General features: G+C 68.8%; 12 protein-coding genes. 1 reads left to right on the top strand and 11 read right to left on the bottom strand.

The window, feature by feature from the left end:
- Window positions 1–204 precede the first annotated feature (204 nt).
- From AB0H36_RS45960 to AB0H36_RS45915, 10 genes are all read right to left on the bottom strand, one after another.
- Window positions 205–1,302, bottom strand: coding sequence for a class I SAM-dependent methyltransferase (locus AB0H36_RS45960; protein ID WP_360538156.1), 1,098 nt, complete (start codon window positions 1,300–1,302; stop codon window positions 205–207).
- Window positions 1,303–1,470: 168 nt separating this feature from the next.
- Window positions 1,471–3,135 carry a LuxR C-terminal-related transcriptional regulator gene (locus AB0H36_RS45955; protein WP_360538154.1) on the bottom strand — a complete coding sequence of 555 codons (1,665 nt, stop codon included), beginning with the start codon at window positions 3,133–3,135 and terminating at the stop codon, window positions 1,471–1,473.
- A 100-nt stretch (window positions 3,136–3,235) separates the two neighbouring features.
- Entirely contained in the window at window positions 3,236–3,601 is a 366-nt protein-coding gene (locus tag AB0H36_RS45950) for a hypothetical protein (RefSeq protein ID WP_360538152.1), read from the bottom strand.
- A complete protein-coding gene (locus AB0H36_RS45945; RefSeq protein ID WP_360538150.1) occupies window positions 3,598–3,915 on the bottom strand; it encodes a hypothetical protein in 318 nt (105 codons plus the stop codon). Before AB0H36_RS45945 ends, AB0H36_RS45950 begins: the two co-directional genes overlap by 4 nt.
- 270 nt (window positions 3,916–4,185) lie before the next feature.
- Window positions 4,186–4,701, bottom strand: coding sequence for a hypothetical protein (locus AB0H36_RS45940; protein ID WP_360538148.1), 516 nt, complete (start codon window positions 4,699–4,701; stop codon window positions 4,186–4,188).
- A gap of 15 nt (window positions 4,702–4,716) precedes the next feature.
- Window positions 4,717–5,280, bottom strand: a complete 564-nt coding sequence (locus AB0H36_RS45935) for an OsmC family protein (protein ID WP_360538146.1) — start codon at window positions 5,278–5,280, stop codon at window positions 4,717–4,719.
- A gap of 110 nt (window positions 5,281–5,390) precedes the next feature.
- Window positions 5,391–8,006: an AAA family ATPase gene (locus AB0H36_RS45930; protein ID WP_360538144.1), complete on the bottom strand. Its 2,616-nt coding sequence runs from the start codon at window positions 8,004–8,006 to the stop codon at window positions 5,391–5,393.
- Between the two features lie 672 nt (window positions 8,007–8,678).
- Entirely contained in the window at window positions 8,679–9,752 is a 1,074-nt protein-coding gene (locus AB0H36_RS45925; protein ID WP_360538142.1) for a vanadium-dependent haloperoxidase, read from the bottom strand.
- 228 nt (window positions 9,753–9,980) lie between these two features.
- The gene (locus AB0H36_RS45920; RefSeq protein WP_360538140.1) at window positions 9,981–10,811 is read right to left on the bottom strand and encodes a methyltransferase domain-containing protein; all 831 of its coding nucleotides are present in this window, start codon (window positions 10,809–10,811) and stop codon (window positions 9,981–9,983) included.
- A 93-nt stretch (window positions 10,812–10,904) separates the two neighbouring features.
- Complete coding sequence (locus AB0H36_RS45915; RefSeq protein ID WP_360538138.1) at window positions 10,905–11,774, bottom strand: methyltransferase domain-containing protein; 870 nt, start codon at window positions 11,772–11,774, stop codon at window positions 10,905–10,907.
- Between the two features lie 112 nt (window positions 11,775–11,886).
- Between AB0H36_RS45915 and AB0H36_RS45910 the strand changes: the two genes are divergently transcribed.
- Entirely contained in the window at window positions 11,887–14,853 is a 2,967-nt protein-coding gene (locus AB0H36_RS45910) for an AAA family ATPase (protein WP_360538136.1), read from the top strand.
- Window positions 14,854–16,182: 1,329 nt separating this feature from the next.
- Here AB0H36_RS45910 and AB0H36_RS45905 read toward each other — a convergent pair.
- Window positions 16,183–18,039 (bottom strand): glycoside hydrolase family 15 protein, encoded by a 1,857-nt coding sequence (locus AB0H36_RS45905; RefSeq protein ID WP_360538134.1) that lies wholly within the window; start codon window positions 18,037–18,039, stop codon window positions 16,183–16,185.
- Window positions 18,040–18,841 lie beyond the last annotated feature (802 nt).

Here is an 18,841-nt window from a genome sequence, read left to right as displayed (position 1 = left end):
ACAACGCCTCACCTCGACGTGTCCCAGACCCAGCGGAGAAGAACAAAGGCCGGTCAAAGCACCTCTTGACCGGCCCCGCTCCTTCAGGGATGACCAGCGGCAACGCTATATCGGCTTGTGTTAGTCCGGCTGCGATGGAGATCGCCCTGCACTTTCCGGTGATCGCTTAGTCCCAGACGGGTCGCGTGAGGAGTAGGCGGCTGGTCACGATGTCAGCCGGTAGAAGCGCCAGAAGTCATGCCCGATGGGCAAGACGTCCATTCGTGCGAATCCGGCTGAAGTGGCATATGCGCGCACCGTGTCGGGTCTGAGGACCGTGCCGGTGCCTGCCGAGTCCTTGTCCAGCATTCCAACCGCGAGGCAGTGCACGACGCTGAAACCGTAGTTGGCACGTTCGATCTCGTCGCCGGGCGGAGAGAAGCGGTCGGCGACGCGTTCGTCGGCGATCACGACGCTGCCGCCCGGGGCCAGGCTGGCCCGCGCCGCCCGTAGCGCCTCGACGGGGTGGTTCATGTCGTGCAGCGCCTCGAAGATCGTGACCACGTCGAAGGGGCCGCCGAGGTCGGGGCCGCCGGCATCGTGCAGGACTGCTCGGATACGCCCATCGAGACGCGCCGCGTGGATGTTCGCGCGGGCGCGCTCGATCGAGGTGGTGTCGATGTCGAGGGCATCGATGGTCACCTGCGGGAAGGCCTGAGCGATCGCGATGCTGGACTGCGCTGTTCCGCAGGCGACGTCGCCTACGCGGGCCGGAGGCGTGCCCCGCAGCCGGGCGCGTACCTCAGGGATCGACCCCAGCCAGTCACCGATCAGGTTGACGAACTGGGGCCGGTTGGCCGCGCCGATCGCGTCGACGAGGTCCGGTCCGTACGCCTCGAACGGAACCCCGGCGCCGGTGCGGTAGGCGTCCAGCAGCTGCTCAAACGGGTAGAGCGTGTCCACGGCGATGCCGGCCCAGGGAGCGAAGTAGTTGAGGTCGTCCTCATCGACAAGTACGGGACGGTGGGCGGCGGGCAGGTGGTAGCGGCGGGCGGATGGTTCGGCGTCTGGATCGTCGACGGTGAGGAGCCCGGCGACGGCCTGTTGTTCGAGCCACTCGCGTACGTAGCGCCCGGCGCAGCCGGTGCGTGTGGCCAGTTCATCCGCGGTGGCCTCGCCTCCGTCGGCGAGGGCGCGGTAGAAGCCGAGCCGGGCGCCTAGGTGGATCGAGGCGATCTCCAGGGTGTCGATAACCGCGGCGAACAGTCGTTCCATGAGGGCATCGGTTGTGTGGGTTGCAGGGGCGCCTGCGAGTTCGGTCATTGCGGTCCTCCTCGAGGTTCTGCCGACAGGCCGGCGAAGTGGGCCAAGCGGTCGAATGCTTGATCTGTCGGCGTGGTCGTCATCAAGGGACGGTATGGCTGCAGACGCCTCGCCGGCGTCGCCTGAACCGGCCAAAAGCCGGGTTCGACGACGCGTAGCCAGCTCTGGCTATGCGAGGCCGTGCCGTGCGGCTGCGGCCGCTGCTGCCGCCCGGGACGGTAATCCCAGCTTGCGCAGGATGCTTGTCACGTGGCGATGGACTGTGTGCTCGCTGAGGACGAGTCGCTCGGCGATCTGATGGTTGGTGAGGCCCTCGGCGACCAGCGTGAGGATCTGTCGTTCACGCGGGCTCAGTCCACTCATCGGACCCGTGCCACGGCCGGGCTGCTTGACCGGAGCCAGACGTTCAAGCAGCGCTTCGGCACGAGCCACCTCGCCGCGGGCGCCCAGTTGCCGCAGGTCGACGAGTGCTGTCTCGATCTGCAACCGTGCGTCCTTGATTCGGCCGTCGCCCGCGAGCACGGCGGCGAGATCCACGCGGGCGCGGCCGATCTCGTAGCCCGCGTTGCCCGCGAGCGCGTCAACCGCGTCCTCCAGGAACTGCCGAGCCGATGCTTGGTCACCGTCGGCTGAAGCCAGCTTCGCCTCGGCGATCAGCAGGGCCGCCCGCAGCGGCCGGGTCCCTACACGCGCCGCGAGTTGCCGCAAATTATCGAGCGCCTCCCGAGCTCGCTCGGGCTCGCCGAGCTCGGCGTAGGCGCGCACCGCCACCTCTAGGCCTGGTGCGCGTTCGATGCGCTGCGGCCCGACATAGCGACGCAGGAATCGCTCGGCAAGCTCGGCGGCCGCATCTGGGCATCGACGGTCAAGGGCGAGCGCGGCCCGACCCAGCAGAGCCCGCGGGTCTCCTTGACACCGGGTGAACAGGTCCTCCGCCTCGTCGAGGCGGCCCTGAAGTCGGCGCAGCTCGGCCAGCCGCACCAGCGCCTCGCCGACCAACGGCGGCCGAGAGGCGGTGAGCCCCTCAGTAGCCAGCTTCGCCTCACTCTCAGCCTCCTGCCAGCGACCCTGCCAGGTGAGTACGCCGGCGTACTTCGCGCGGCACATGCCCAGAAGCAGCTCGATGCCATGCTGCTCGCAGAACTCGCCCACCTGGCGGCACCACTGGCCTGCGCGGTCGTAGTCGCGGACCTGCTCGCACGCGGAGATGAGATAGCAGCACGCCCAGGCGACGCAGCTCAGCAGCTCGGCCTCCCCGCTCAGCGCCAGCACGGTCGCCTCGTCAAGGCGTCGCATGCCCTCGACGAGGTCGCCGTCACCGACGAGGGATCTACCCTCTATCGCCATCCCCAGCATCTCCAGCTCGACGACGCCGAATCGTCGCCCCAACTCCGCTGCCTGAGTGCCGAGGCGCCGAGCGGTGGCCGGGTCGTCGTCGATGATCATCGACGCCTCATGCACCGCCAGCCAGCCATGGTCGGCACACGGCTCGCGACCGTCGAGCAGGCGGTGGGCCCGCTGGAGCCACCCGTTACAGACAGCGTGCTCGCCTCGGAACTCCGCCCAGTCTGCCGCCAGCCACGCCGCAAGCCGCGCGGCCGCCTCGTCGTCGCCCCGTTCGCGGTAGAGGCGATAGGCCCGCTCGCGAGCCCGAATCGTCAGCAGATCGTCGTCCTGGCAGTACGCCGCCCACCCCAGACCCTCGAACGCCTCGGGACTCTCGTTGGACTCGATCGCGCGCTCAAAGCACGCACGGGCCCCCTGCCATTCACCCGCGCGTAACGCACCCCATCCGCCTGCCAGCGGATCCAGCTCGGTGCGCTGACCATCCATACACCAGATTCTCCATCAACTGACCACGAGTGACTGCGGACGAACACAGACGCTCAACCGGCTAGAGGCGCCAAGTCACGCCCCAGCTGGATCGGCTGGTTCAGCGGAACCGCCGGCCGATCGCTTGCGCGACGACTGCGGCGCCCTCGCCGACCCCGAACAGGACCGATGACCCGCGGGTACGTAGGAGATGGACCGCGCCGCGGATGGCGAGGGTGTCGGCCTCGGAACCGCCGCGTGAAGATGATGATCCCGGTGGCGTCGGCGCCGGGCACGCGGGCCACCTGCCGGCCGGCCAGGGCGATCGCGGCGCGAGGCTTGATCGAACAAGCATGCTGCTCGACGAGTCGCCGAAGTGGTGGGTCAGGTACGGCGGCAGCGCGGCGTCGACAACGCGCGAGTCGACCGGCATGGTCGCGTTGTATTCGAGATAGATCGGTCCGTCTGCGAGCCATGGGTGTGTCATCGGTTCCTCCGTGGGTGTGTCTCGCACACGCGCGCGGCCACGACCAGGCCTGAGGCCGCCGTGATGAGGGCGGCGAACCAGACCGCGGCGGTCAGGCCCCACAGGTCGGCGATCATGCCGGCGCCCCGGCGGCGAATCGCCCGTCGCGCCATAGCCAGTAGACCCCGACCGGGCGCGCGCCAGGACGCGTGCGCGACGTCGCCGATGGCCGCGAGCGGCGTGGGATAGACCTCGGCGTGCCGAGCCCGAGCAGCACGAGCGCGGCCCGGACCCACCCGGTAGCTGTTCCCGGGCGTTATCGCCGGCAGACTCATCAGCCCGTCTCGCTCGCCGACAAGCTCAGCCGCGACGGCATCACCCTTAGCTGGTCGAGCAGCGCCGAGGCGTGGACGAGCCGCTCGGCGAGCCTACGACCCTCTCGAAGTGGTACGCGCGATGGGGCTGCTCGGCGACCAGGCTGTACAGCTGCCCGACCCTGGCCACGAGAACATCGCCATCGACGGTTGCATGAGGGCTCCTCTGTCTCGAACTGGTCGGCGGCCGATGCGTCGTGCCGTCAGGCCGGGGGAACTGGAGTCACGGGCTTATCGTCCGCCCACGACTGGCGCCATGAAGAGGATCCCGGTCTCGACGAGGGCGAGCTCTGCGGCGGTGACGCCGGCCTCGACCGCCGCGACGCTCGTGTACGGCATCTTGGTGACGGCGAAAGCGGGTCCAGGGACCGCGAGGACGATCGTCCAGGCGCCCGTGTACCCGCTCGCCCCCGGCACGGCGGACAGGACGTGGTCGTGTCGCAGGGTGCCGTCGGGGCACGCGACTTGGGTGGCGCCGGGCGCCAGGATGACGTAGAGCCGGGGTGCCGGGGCGCTGCGTTTGGCCGTGGACAGATCAGGGCCAAGGGCGAAGCAGGCGAAGTGCGCCTGATTCGGGTTGGCGGTCGTGGCCGACGGGATCTGGAGGACAACCGTCTCGCCCTCGTAGTACGAAGGCTCGTACTCCAGGGTCCCTGGCGGGGCCAGCGCCGAGGCCGAAGGGCCGGTCAGGAGCAGGCACGCTACGGCGAGGAGCAGCAGGACCATCGATCGGTGGTGTCTGGACATGGTCTCCTCCTGGACTCAAGCCCGGGCGATGCTGACGTGCACCGGATGGCGCAGGATGTCGAGCACGGGGGAGGTCCTTTGCACGTAGGTGCACAGCTCGTCGACCTTGTCGCTGGGCGCGTCGCAGTCGATCCGGTAAGTCACGCGGATGGTCTGGAAGCCCGGGCGCACATCAGGGGGCAGTCCGAGGAAACCGTGCAAGTCGAGATCGCCCTCGAGATCGAACTCGAGGCGCTTGAGCTCGATGCCCTGCGCCGCGGCGTTGTACGCGACGCCGACCGCCAGGCAGGAGGCGAGGGCATGGAGCACCGCCTCCACGGCGTTCGGAGCGTTGTTGCCGCCGAGCAGGACGGGCGGCTCGTCGCCCTCAAGCACGAAGGGCCGGGTCCGTGAGGAGTCCTCCTGGCCGGCTCCCCAGAAGCCCTGGATGGTCGTGCGAGAGTGTCCCCCGCCCAGCCAGGTATTGCTCGCGCGGAAGCGGAATGTCGCCAGCTTCGGGTCGGCCTGGACGGCAGCGACCGTCTCGGTGAGCTGGACGAGATCGACGCCGTTCAGGGCGTCGTGTGTGGTGGTGGACATTTGCGGCCTCCTTCAGGTCGATGACGTGGGCCGTCGACGAAAGGCTGCTCGCGGAGGTCGCCACCGGTCGTCGGTATTCACTACTGATCTTTCGCGTGGCAGCACGTACATCAGATTGGTGACGGCGACCCCGTACCACCGGCGAGATCGGCGGCGCGTCGAGCCGCCTCTCGGCGGGTGCGCACACCGAGCTTGTCCATCGCCACCGCGATGTGGGTTTCGACGGTGCGGACCGACACCACGAGCCGCGCGGCGATCTCGGCATTGGTGAGCCCTTCGCCCACCAGGCCGATCACTTCGACTTGACGCTCCGTAAGTCCGGCGGGGTTCTGGTGGGTCGCTCGCGAGTGTCCTCGCGGCATGTGCGCGACCCCCAGCTCTCGGAGCCGGCGGCGAACGATCCGAGCCAGCGGCGGCGTGCCCAGCCGCTGCAGGATGTCCAGGGCGCTCAGCAAGTGTCGAGGGTCGGCGCTTTCGATCAGCGCAAGCGCCTGCTCGTACCGGGCTCTTTGCGCCGCGAAGAACTCGGCCGCCGCGGCCCACTCGCCGCGGGCCAGGGCCGCGTAGGGATGATCCGCCATGGCCGGTGTTACCGGCTCGCCGGCTTTGGCCAGCCCGTATCCGAGCTCGGACTCGTAGGCAACCGATCCGAGCTCTCGCGCCTCCGCGTAGGTGCTCGCGACCGCGTCGCGGGCCGCCTCGAGATCCCCGCGTAACCAGGCGGACTCGGCGCGAGCGGCCGCAATGGGACCGGTGCGCTGCAGCTCGTTCATCTCCACCGACAAGGCCCAGGCCTCGGCCAGCATCGTGTCGCCATCCGGAAGGGCGCGACGGATACGCATCCGGCCGACCGGAAGCAACGCCCCCCACCGGAGCGGAACTTGCGGCGACTCGATCGCCACCTGTGAGTCGGCCAGGACGCCGTCCCAGTCGCCCAGGTATAGCCGCAGCCTGGCGCGTTCGAGGGTGAGGAACCCAAGATAGGCCACCTGCTCAGCACGGTCGGCCAGGTCGATGCCGGCGACGAGTTGATCGCGTGCCTCTGTCAACCGGAACACGTCGAGCAGGTCCGAGGAGATCGCGACGTACGCGCGCAGGGCGTGCTCGGTCTCGCCGGCGGAAAGGGCGACGGCGAGAGCTTCGCTCATCTCGGCCTCGCCCTCGCGTTCACCATGGACGCACCGCGCCATGCCGAGGTTGGTGAGTGCGTGGGCCAGGATGGCCTGGTCGCCGGTCTCACGGGCAAGCGCGGCGGCCCGCTCGCCATGCTCGACGCTCGCGGTCGTGTGGTAGGCGATGGCCAGCAGTTGGGAGCGGTTGCTGAGCGCCATCGCAAGGAGACGCCGGTTCCCGGCGCGCTCAAGCACCTCGATGGCCTCTTGCGATGCCTGCTCGGCATGCACGCGGTCGCCATTCCACCAGTGCATCCGCGACAGCCACCGCAAAGCGACGCCCAATGCCTCCGGGTCGCCGAACGACCGCAGCAGACCAACCGCCCGGGTCTGAGCACGGACTGCCTCCTGTGCGTTTCCCAGGGTGTAGCACTCGACGGCATACGACGCGAGCATGTCAGCCTGCTCCGCTGGCGGGAACCGCTCCTGCTGCTCGAGCACCAGCCGGTAGTGTGCCGCCGCCTCGCGGTGGGAACCGGCGCGCGCCGCCTCACGTGCCGCGTCCGGTCCGAACCGGACTATGGCGTCGAGATCGCCGGCCTGCCTCGCGTGGTGGACCAACCGGGAGAGGTCGGCCTCGCCGTGGGAGTTCAGCACGGCCAGCACAACCTCATTGAGCTCGATCCGTCGCGCCGCCGGTAGGGAGTCGACGATCGCCCGCCGAGTCAGCTCGTGCCGGAAGGCGACGCGCTCCGGCGACACCGTTAGCAGGCCGTGTTCCTCCGCAGCGGCCAGTGCCGCGACCCCACCCGGCGCGAGGGCGTCGACGAGCCACCACTCCAGGGCCGACGGCACGACGCTCAGTCGCTCGACCAGGTCGTGTGCGGGCGCCTCCAACCGCCTGGTGCGCGTCAGCACGGCGTCCACCACCGTCGGCGGGACGGTCTCGCTGTCCCCGGCGGCGATCACCTGGCTGACGAAGAATGGGTTGCCCGATGTCACCGAGTACACATGAGCTGGGTCGACGTCGGCGGATGTGCTGAGCTCCTCGACCGCGGCTCGAGACAGCCGCTGCAGGGGAAGGCGCACCGCCCGCGGCGCGCTGGACGCCTCAGCGAGCAACTCATGGAGTGGATGATCACGGGTCAGCTCGTCATCGCGGTAGGTGACGACCAGCGCGACTGGCAAGTGAGCAATGCGACGGACCAGGAAACGTAGGGCATCGAGGGTCGCCTCGTCGGCCCAGTGGACGTCCTCGACTACAAGGACCGTCGGCTGGTCGGCCGTGGCGAGCTCGCTGCGCAGTGCGGCCAGGACGCGGTCGCGGTCGGCCGCGGCCTGCACAGCCTCGGCAAGCTCGACTCCGACACTCCCGACCAGGTCGCGGAACGGCCCGAGCGTGCGTCGGGTCGCGAGATCGTCGCAGTAGCCCAAGAGAAATCGGTGATTGGCAGGCAGCGCTAAGCGCGATGCGTCGACCAGGCTGGACTTGCCGATCCCAGCTTCGCCGTAGATGAAGACCACGCTACCGGTGCCTGCCTCGGCTGCTTGAGTCGCCTCCGCCAGGATCGCTAGCTCGCGGTTACGCTCTAGAATTCTATGGCGAGCTGCCATGACCTCTCCACGCCGCCAGAATCTGCAGACGGCTGCGGCGCCGCTCCGCGTCCGTCTGCCGTTGTCGTCTACGCGTAGACCTCAACGATCACTTGGACTCTGCGATTCACGGCGACAACTGTCAAGGAGTACCGCGACATCGTCGATGATCGGAGCGTAGGGGACAGCAAAACGGTCTGCCAGCGCGGCGCCGCACTGTGTGGAACCCTGCATCATCATCCGCGAACAGCATCGAAATCCTCACCCAGTGACTCTACGGTTGACGCCATGCTGGCGAGTTGCTTCCTGCCACGGGCAGCAGAGCCCGGGGCAGGACGAGGCACGTTGTTTGAGACCGGACCGTGTCGTCAGCGGCGGGCACGACAGCGGATCTGGCACGGGCTGCTGACGCTGGGTAGGTGGAACCTGCCAGTTCGGCGACGTTTGGCCCAGCGCCGGATAATATGCCGCGGAGCAGGAACCAGTGGCGCCGAGCGCACAAGATCTTGGCGTGCGGGACGAGGCCGTCGGTGCTCGGGAGGGTGAAGCGGTCGATGACCTCGGCGGTGCGCCGCATTCCGGGCAGCCGACGACCTCGAGCGGCGGTTTCGCGGTCGGTGTGCAAGGTCGTCCCCTCCCCTTGTGACTGGAGTTGCTCGACATGGCGACGTCGGTCTCCGTCGGGGTGTTTGGCTACTGCGGCCGCAGCGCGTGCTGTGTCGCGAACTGGCCGATCTTTCGGCCGACCTTGATGCCGGTTTCGATGGCGAAGCGGAAGTGGAAGCCGGCCGGAACACGCGATTCGGCGTTCTCCAGTTCGGCCTGTGTGAAGGAGCTCCAACAGCGCTGGGTCCCCGAGGGTGCCGAGGTTGTCGAGACCATGCAGAACTGAAAGCTGTCGGCGCCTGTGAACGCGCGCAGGATCGCCGCGGCCGCGGCGCCGAGCACGCTGTGTGTCGAGGGGTAGTCGGGGAGCGGCGGCGTCGGGCGCAGGGACAGCCAGGAGGGGTCGGGCTGGGTCGAGGGGTTGCCGTCGGTGTCGGCTTTGCGGATCGCGGTCACGGGCCGCCAGAAGGCGAAGTGTCGTTTCTGGTACCAGCCGACGACGAATCCGTCGGCCATCGCCATGTTGAGCAGGGCTTGCAGGCGCGCGGTGGCGTGCAGGTCGTAGCCGTAGCGTGCGGACACCAGGTTGCCGATGCGGCTCCACCCGCTTGGCGACGGCTCGGCCCAGAAGTGGGCGAGGTGGGTTTGGTCCGGCGTCCGGGCGGGGCTGATGTCTTGGCCGACGAGCTTGACCTCGTTGTAGTCGCGGGCGTACTGCTCGCTGGTCAGCGAGGGTGGTGGATCGGGCAGGAATTGGCCGCGGTCGCGAAGGGTGAAGGGTGCCACGTTCTGGAACTGGGGTTCGAGCATGGGCGCGAATGCCGGCGGGGTTGGTTCCCAGACCCCGGGTCCGGGTGCCGGGTTGAACGGATCCGGTGTGGCGTACCCGTCGTCGGCGCGCGCAACCAGGGCAGCGTCGCCGACCGCGCGACCGAGTGCCACGCCGGCGTCCTCGGCGTCGCCGTCCGGAACGGTTGAGAGCGACTCGGCGAGCCGATCGTCGAGTGTGGCTTGGTTCGCCGGGAAGAACGTGACGAGTACCTCGTGGGCTGCTGCCGCGGCGGCGGCCTCGGCGTCCGCGTGGCGGTCTTGGACTGTCGCGACATACGTCTGGTACCGCGGCTGGGCGCCGTTGACGGCGTCGTGTTGTGCGGCGTGCATGATGGCCAGGATTCGCGCGAGCCTGAGGGGTTCCCGATCGGTTGGGAGCGCGCAATGTCGTTCCAGTCGCGAATGACGTCGCCCGTCCACGCGCGGGCGACCGCTCCCTGGGACGGTCCGCGCGCCGAGTCCGGTGCCGAACCCATCAGTGCGAGCGTCAGTACGGCCACGCAGCCGGTGACGACGATGCGATGAACGGTGGTCATCTCCCCTCCTCTCGTCGCAGCGTCAGCGTCGGGCGACGTAGGCGTAGTAGTTGCAGGCGGCGAAGAAGGTGCCGTCGGTGGCGGAACGGCGCTGATCGGCGAGCCAGGCATCGACTTGCGCGGCCGACACCTGTCCGGTCGAGGTCGCCAGGGGCGCGTATGTCTCGGCCAGGTTGAGCATCAGCGTGCTCGACCCGGCGTCCGCGTACACGTGCGCCTGTGTGGCGATCAGCCGCAGCCCGGCCTTCGGCAGTAGCCGAGGGAGCTCGCGCATGACGCGTGGCGAGCTCATGATCGTCGCCCGGAGGGCAGGCTCGACGAGCTCGCCGAGGCGCGGGTCGGAGCAGCCGAAGGTCAGCGAGGCGAAGTCGGCGTCGAAGATGGCCACGAACCCGCCCGGCCGGACGACCCGCGCGGCCTCGGTGAGCACGGCGAGTGGGTCGCGAGCGTGGCTGACGAGGGTATGGGCGACGGCAACATCAAAGCTGCTGGCTGGCAACTCCAGCGCGTGCGCGTCGCCGACGGCGAACTGAACGCGGTCGCCGACGCCTTCCTCGGCTGCGAGCGTCTCGGCGACCGCGATGAAGTCGGCGCTCTGATCGATCCCCGTCACGGTGCCGGCGAATCCGTCGCGCGCTGCGATCGCACGGGCCACTACACCAGTGCCGCAGCCCAGATCCAGGACCGCAGTCGCTCGCGGCAGGTCGATCAGCTCGAGATAGTCCTCGCGGTAGGCCACGAAGGTCGGGTCCCTGCCGCGGAGCTCGAGCCGTTCGATGAACCGCTCGACGGTCGCGGGGTTCTGCTCGTTGACGAACTGCATCACGTCGCGAACCTGCGGCTGTGTCGTCATCACCTTCTCCTTCTCGGGCATCGGCGCCCGCTCATCCAGGCACGCAGACCGCGTGCACGATGTGCCGCGATCGCGTGCTGTCTGCGTTAAGGGTCACGTTTGCCTCGCTCCTGCTCCCGGCTTGCGGCCGGAGGCGAGCTTGACCGAGACGGGTACTTCGAGACCGTCCTTCGTGGCGTAGGGGCGAACGAGGCAACCGAAGGCAGCTCGGATGCGCGCCTGCACGCGTTCGGGCTGCGCGAGCACCAGTGCTCGGGTCCGTACGGTTCCGCCGAGCAGCCCGTTCCACAGCTCGTCGCCGCTCGCAAACCGGTGAGTGAACGCCACCGTCTGCACGTCGACGTCGCCGAGACCGGCGTGCCCCAACAGGCGCGCGAACTCACCTTCGTCGGCGAAGCGAAAGATCGGTGGACCCGATGGGAGGTCGGCGGAAGGCTCCACCTTGGCCTCGGCGACGGCGTCGACGAGCACGCCGAGCAGCCGCGCACGCTCGGGGAGGTCCCAGGTGGACAGCGCCAGCTTCCGGCCGGGCCGAAGCACCCGGGCGAGCTCAGCGGCGATGTGCTCCGGCCGGCCGACGTGGAGGATGAGGAAGTTGCCGACGACCGCGTCGAACGACCCGTCGGCGAAGGGCAGCTGCTCGGCGTCGGCCTGCCGGAAGTCGATCTCCGGGCGGAGCCGCTGGGCGAGCGCCACCATTTCGGCGGCGACGTCGACACCGACGACGTCGGCGCCGCGCACGGCACAGGCGGCAGCGACATAGCCCGGTCCGCTCGCCACGTCGAGGACACGCCCGCCACGATCGACCTTTGCCGCGTCGAGGAGCTGCTCGGTCACTCGCGTCGTGATCGCCCCGAAGAAGCGGTGGTAGCCGTCGGCGCGCCCATCCCATCCGGCCGCCTCGAACGCGTTGAACGCATCCGCATCGATCGTCTGGCGGGTTGCCTTTGCGTGGGTCCTCATATCGCCCGATGCTGGCTGTAAGGCCGTGTCGCCGGCATCGGGCAGAACGCCTTATCTTTGCTCGCGCGCCGGATTTGTCGCCCCGAAGAGTCGCGGCGCATACCTTATTCGCATGGAGCGCAGGACCGCGCCCGGCTTGATCGGTCGCAGCGCCGAGCTGCGTCGCCTGGAGGACGCCGTCGCGTCGGCGGCCGCCGGGCGCGGAGCGGTCGCGCTCGTGGCCGGCGAGGCTGGTATTGGCAAGACCAGGCTCGTCAGCGAGCTGTGCGACCGCGTCAGGCAGTCGGGCTCGACCGTGCTCAGCGGATGCTGCATCGACGCCGTCGGGACCGGACTCCCCTACCTCCCGCTGGTCGAGGCACTCAGGCCGCTCCACGCGACAGCAGCGCTGGACGATCTCACGGGCGATCTGAGCGAGCTCGTCCGGCTCATTCCCGAACTCGGCGACTCGCCCAGCGCCTCGACCCCGAGCACGCGCGCCGATACCCAGCTGCGTCTGTTCCATGAGACGGTCGAGCTACTCGACCGCGTCAGCGAGGATCAAGCGGTTGTGCTTGTCCTCGAGGACCTGCACTGGGCGGACGCATCGACGCTGGGACTGCTCTCCTATCTGGCTCATGCCGTGCGCGACCACCGGATCCTCGTCGTCGCCACCTACCGGATCGACCAGCCGGGAGAGGGACTTACGCGCCTCGTGGTCGAGCTCGAACGCTCCGGGGCTGCGAATGCCGTGGAGCTCGCACCGTTGAGCGACCGAGACCTCGCCCAGCTGCTGTCCGAGGCGTCCGCCCAGACGCTCGACCCAGCCCTCGTCGCGTCGATCTGTGCCCGGTCCGAGGGGAACCCGTTCTTCGCCGAGGAGCTGCTCGCGGCCGCGCGCGACGGCGACCAGTCGGTCCCGAGAATCCTCCGTGATGTGCTGCTTCAGCGCTTCGACCAGCTCGGAGGCAAGGCGCGTGCGGTGCTGCGAGTGGCAGCGGCGTGCTCCCGCGAAATCCCGTACACGCTGCTGGCCGCAGTCGTGCCCTACGACGCGCACGACCTCGTGGAAGCACTGCGCGAGGCTGTCAAGGGCGGCTTGCTCGTGGCGGACACCGCCGCAGGCACGTTCCGGTTCCGACACGCCCTACTCGCCGAGGCAAGCTACTCGACGGTCCTCCCCGGGGAGCGGGAAGCGATTCACGCCCGCCTGGCGCAGGCACTCGTCGATGATCCGGCGTCGGCCGCGAGCTCGATCTCGGCTGAGCTCGCACATCACTGGGCCGCGGCAGGACGACCTGTCGAGGCGCTTCGAGCTTCCGTTGCGGCTGCGCGGGAGGCGGAGACGGTAGCCGGTAGGGCCGAGGCGCTGCGGCACCTCCAGCGGGTGCTGGAGCTCTGGCCGCAGGTCGGCGACGCCGAGGCGCTCCTCGGCCTTGACCTCGGCGCGGTGTTGCGGTGGGCGGCGGAGGTCGCCTACTGGGCCGGCGCCGGGGGCCGCGCTGCGGAGCTGATGCGGCAGGCCCTCGCGCTACCCAGCGCCCAGACCGATGCCGTGCAGCTCGGCCTGATGCACGAGCGACTGGCGTCCTATCTGCTCGCGATCGGCGAGCGCGCTGCCGCGATGGCCGCACTCGAACGCGCGGTCGAGCTCGTTCCTGCGAAGCCACCGTCGGCCCAGCGAGCGACAGTGCTTGCCGCCTACGGCCGTGGGCTCATGCTCGCGTGCCGCTTCGACGAGTCCAGAGTTGCGTGCGAGCAGGCCCTCGCCGTCGGCGCAGCTATCGGCGACGACCGGCCCGCCCTGAGAGCGCGGACCGTTCTCGGTGCAGCCCTGTGCCGGCTCGGCTCCGGGCATGACGGCGTGACCCGTCTTCGTCATGCCCGTGAACTGGCGCGCGACTGCGGGTCAGTCCAAGACGAGCTCTACACCTACGTGCAGCTCTCGGACGTGCTCCTCATCCAGGGACGCCTCGCCGAGGCTGCCGACGATGCGCTTGAGGGGCTCGCAAAGTCTCGCCGGCACGGGTACCAGCGGAGTTTCGGCAGCATCCTCGGCCCCAACGCAGCCGACGCGCTCCTCGGGCTCGGCGAGTGGTCCCGGGCCGAGGAAGTACTCGAGGCGACCCTGCGTGAGACCGGCGCGTTTTGGCCTGAGGTGGTGCACATCGTCTGCGCCCAGCTCGCACTGGGTCGAGGCCGGCTCGAACGGGCGCGCGAGCACCTTGAGCTCAGCGCGCGTTATAGCGACGAGCCAGATACGAAGGCTGTGTACGCGGCCCTCGTGGCCGAGCTCGCCCTCTGGGAAGGACGCTTCGACGACGCGCTCGGGGTCGTCACCAGGCTCCACGACGAGGAGCCTGGTGATCCGCGGTACCGGGAGCCCCACCTCTGCGCGCTCGGGCTGCGTGCCCTCGTCGAACGCGCACGACAGGCGGCCATCCGGCGAGACGCCGCCACCGTCACCGACGCCCAGCGCCGCGGCCGCCTGCTACTCGAACGCGCACGCCGCTCGGCGGCACGCTCGGCCGCCGTCTCGCCCGAAGCTCACGGCTGGACCGCCGTCGCCGAATCCGAACACACGCGCCTCGCGAGCCCGCCGAGCCCGGAGCGCTGGCAGCACGCGGCGGCGATCTGGGAGCAGCTGCAGCGTCCATATCAGGCCGCGTACTGCCGCTGGCGTCTCGCGGAGGCCCTCGTCGCAGCCGGAGCGCCGCGGACCGACGCCGCCGCGCCGGCCCGCGAGGCGCACCGGACCGCGCGACGTCTCGCAGCAACGCCGCTGCTGCACGAGGTCGAGAAGCTCGCTCGGCGTGCACGCCTCGACCTGACGAGCGCCGACGCGAGCGCGCCGCCGGACAACGAGGACACACTCGGCCTGACCGCGCGGGAGCGCGAGGTGCTCCAACTGCTGGCCCGCGGCTACACGAACCGCGAGATCGCGTCCGAGCTCACGATCAGCGTGAAGACCGCCAGCGTCCACGTCTCGCACATCCTGCGAAAGCTCGACGTCACGAGCCGGCTCAAAGCAGCCGAGATCGCGCACCAGCTCACCCCGCCCCGGCCAAGCCGGCCAGAAGCGGCTGCGGAGCGAACCTGATGCAGTCAGCCGACCGCACCCGTGCCTACCGCACGCCCGGGTGGTCGGCAGCGCCCGCGGCGCGGTGATGTTCTCGCCCTTTCGGTGAACGACCGTGTCGGGCGGGCGGGCCCGACGCACCGCCACGTCCGCTTGCGCCAGACCCGCTCGACCGGCCCGCCGAAGCGCAGGACGTCGAACAGCCTGACGGTGCGGCAGCCGTGGCTGTGAGCGACCACGCGGCACCAACAGTAGGCCTCGACCCGTGCCGGGGACTCGATTACCACCCGCAGGAACGGACCACGCCTGGCGTCGTACTCGGAGACGTCGAGGACGTGGACACCTTCGAGCCGTCCACACCGCGAGCACTGGTAAGGAGCAGGCCGCGCGCGATCACACGCCGCTGGCTGCGACACCGAGGCCTTCGGCTTGGAGCGCTTGGTCGCTTCCAGATCCTCGGAGGCCGCCTATATCCCAGCTCTTGGGGTCACCCCGGTCAGGCATGAAGCCTGCCGGGACCGACAGATCAGAAGGGCGTCCGGTGCGTCTGGTCGGGCGAGACCAGGCGTGAGCCGCGACCTGGGGTGGTCGAGGTGCATGGCATGACTCGTGGCACCAAATGACGGATACGCATGGGGAATCTCGCGCTCGTTGGGGGCGGCCGTGTTGCTAAAGCGCTGGTAGAGAGAAGATGCGACGGTGTAGTTCTTCCTCGTAATGAGAAGGTCGTCAGTCCGACTTCGACAGGTAGCCTCACCGAAGTCCCCCGGGGGAACACTCCCTCCGCCGTGTAGCCGGTTTCAACCTCGCCGCTCTTGGGATACCGCGCAGACCCGCCCAAGCTGTGATCCGCCAACAGATCCGCGACAGATTTCCTCGGCTTATGTCCGACGGTCTAGTAGGCCGACAACGACGCCGAGACCCTTCGGTGGCTGCAGAGCAGCTCGGAAGAGAACGCCCTCGTCTTCGCACTGTTCAGCTCGCTGCGCGAAGACCCCCGGCCGCGCCGCGTCCCGATGATCTCTACACCGCCCTGGACCTCGACGACGACAAATAGCGCCTGCGGCTGGGCACTACCGAGTTCCTCACCAAGGCCCGAACACGCCCCACAGAGGTCGAACAACAGGTACTGGCCCTGCTCAACAGCGTCGTCGCCACACCGCCGCGATGAACCAGAACAGACAACGGCTGGCCGGGGGCCCGGGCACAGCTTGCGACCGAGGGCCGCGGCGCTCCTCATCCAAACCTGGGCCGCCACTCGATACGCACACGGCCGCGACAGCGGACTCCCCTCTGACTTCGGGATGCATTTCAGGTCGAAGTAGCTAACGGCGGACGACGGCCACGCGTTCATGGCGGCCCTATCCACAGCTGCAGTGCTGGCTTGCCGGCGCGCCTCCGTTCCGCTTCGCTGATCTCCCAGGCCGCGTTGACCAGGCCGATGTGGCTGAACGCCTGCGGAAAGTTGCCGAGCAGCTCGCCGGTCTTGGGGTCGACCTCCTCAGCCAGCAGACCCACGTCGTTGACGAAGGCGGCTGCACGTTCGAAGGTGGCCCGCGCGCGATCAACCTGTCCGGCCATCGCCTGCGCTTGAGCGAGCCAGAACGTGCAGAGCAGGAAGCTGCCCTCCTCTCCGGCGAGCCCGTCGACACCAGTCTCGGTGCGGTATCGATAGACCAGGCCGTGCTCGTCGGTAAGGTGCCGCTCGGTCGCGTCGATCGTGGCAAGGACGCGCGGGTCGTCAGCCGGAAGGAACCCGACGATGGGGATCATCAGGTTCGATGCGTCGAGCTCGTGCGATCCGAAGTACTGCGTGAAGGCGCCGGCCTCGTCGCTCCATCCCTCCCGCAGTACGGCCACATGAATCTCGTCGCGGGTCCGCGCCCACGAGTCGACCCGGCCCGCAACCCCAAGACGATCGCACATGCTGACCGCGCGATCGAGCGCGGCCCAGCACATCACCTTCGAGTAGAGAAAATGCTGCGGATCGCCGCGCACCTCCCAGATCCCGTTGTCCTTCTCAGCCCAACGCCGAGCCGCGAGGTCGGCGCAACCCGCGAGGAAACGCTGGGTGGTGTCGTCAATGTTGCCGAGCAGTTCGACGAGCCGGGAAGCGGCACTCCACAGCTCTCCGTAGACATCGATCTGCTGTTGATTCCACGCCCCGTTCCCCACCCGCACGGGTCGACTGCCTCGCCACCCCCGCAGGTGGGGCAGGGTGCGCTCGGTCAGATCGCGCTCACCGCCGATACCGAACATAATCTGCAGCGGCTCGTCTCTGCTGAGTGTGGCGGCCGAGGCCAGGAAGGCGAAGAAGTCCGCCGCCTCGTACGGACACGCGGCCACCCAGAGCGCCTCCATGGTCAGGCTCGCGTCGCGGACCCAGGCATAGCGGTAGTCCCAGTTGCGCTCACCACCGACTGCCTCGGGAAGTGACGTCGTGGGTGCAGCAACGATGGCTCCGCTCGGTTGGTATGACAGAGCGCCAAGAACCCGTCCGCTGTGGTGGACGAGGTCCTTCCAGGGCCCCTCGTACGCCTGATGGTGGGCCGACCACAATTGCCATGCCTTAACTGTCTCGTCGAGCCGGTCACGCAGGTCATGCTGCTGCCACACGCGCGCCGGGGTCTCCTCCAGCGTCGAGCTGTGCATGCCGAAGTGCACGGTCTCGCCCGCGACCATCTTCATCCGACCTTGCATGCCTCCACTCTCGAGGTTCAGCGGAGCGGGTGTGGTGAGCACCAGCGAATCGGCTCCGTCGCGCGACGTCACGCCTCCGTCAACCGAGGTCAGGATTGGGGAAATCAGGCCGTATTCTGGACGCGGCCGGTAGGCGATCTCCAGCTCGACGCTTCCGGTTTTGCAGGCGACCCGTCGGACGAGTACGTGCGGAGCCCCCGCCCCCAGCCGGTGATCGTTCTTTTCCGGGCCAACGATCAGGGCGTCGGTGACCACCGCCATTCCCGTGTCGGTTTGGAACCGCGTCTCGAGGACCAGCGTTTGATCAACATAGCGGCGCGTCACGCTGAATGGACTTGATGGCCGGATCGACCAATGACCCGCCTCGTCGTCGAGCACCCGGGCAAAGACAGCCGGGCTGTCAAACCTCGGGAAGCACAGCCAGTCGACCGAGCCGTCGCGAGCCACCAGGGCTGCCGAGTGCCGGTCGGAGAGCAGCGCGTAGTCGGCGATGGGCGTCGTGCTCATGACAGACAGCCTGACACTCCCCGCCGGCCAAGGCGACGGCCCGACAGTGTGAGTCTCCCCAGGTCACCGACCGGTTGACGACGGGGATCGCACCCGCCGGCCGCGCCGGGCCGTGCCGAAGGCCCATCGTGCAGGACCTGGCCGCCGTCCCCATCATTGGTCGGGTCGTACGCTGGTCGCGATGACGTAGCCGTCGAGGACATGCTGATCTCGCTCGCGCCGACCTGGGTGAGCGCCGCCATCCCCTCGATGACCCATCATCAGCCTGCGCTTGTCGGCGTCAACGTCGTACAGGCTCGCTACGCTGCGCGTGCTCCACATTGACCCACTCCCACGCGCACGCCGTCGCAGCGTCAATCGAGGGAAGGCCGTTCACGGTCAATCAGCCAAACGTCGCCCGTGGTCACTAGGGGTGCTGCTGGGTTCCCCCGCTCAGCGAGATGATCGCGCAGATCGTGGAGTCGGACGGGTACGACCTGTCAGCCACCGAGCCCACTCGAAGGCGCTCAACGAGAAGGTGTTCGCCTGGGTGAGCAGCAAGGCCGCCGGGCATGCGCAGGCTCACGCTCGCGAGATGAAGACCCTTTGCAGCTCTGGCATGGTCGGATAACGAGCGATGGCCTGGCGTCGGATGCGCTAAGGTCGCGCCGTTCGGCCCTCGTAGCTCAGGGGATAGAGCAGTGGTTTCCTGATCCGAGCGTCAATCCTGTCGACGACGGGTGAAGACTGACCCCTGATCGACGGATGAAAACGGACCCCCTGGGCTGATCCTGTGGAGGGTGATGTCAGTGGAGGACTGGGC

This window comes from Kribbella sp. NPDC050820, from assembly GCF_040653975.1.
Classification (GTDB): Bacteria; Actinomycetota; Actinomycetes; order Propionibacteriales; family Kribbellaceae; genus Kribbella.
The sequence above is the reverse complement of the archived record's forward strand: the minus strand, read 5'-3'. Positions and strand labels throughout refer to the sequence as shown.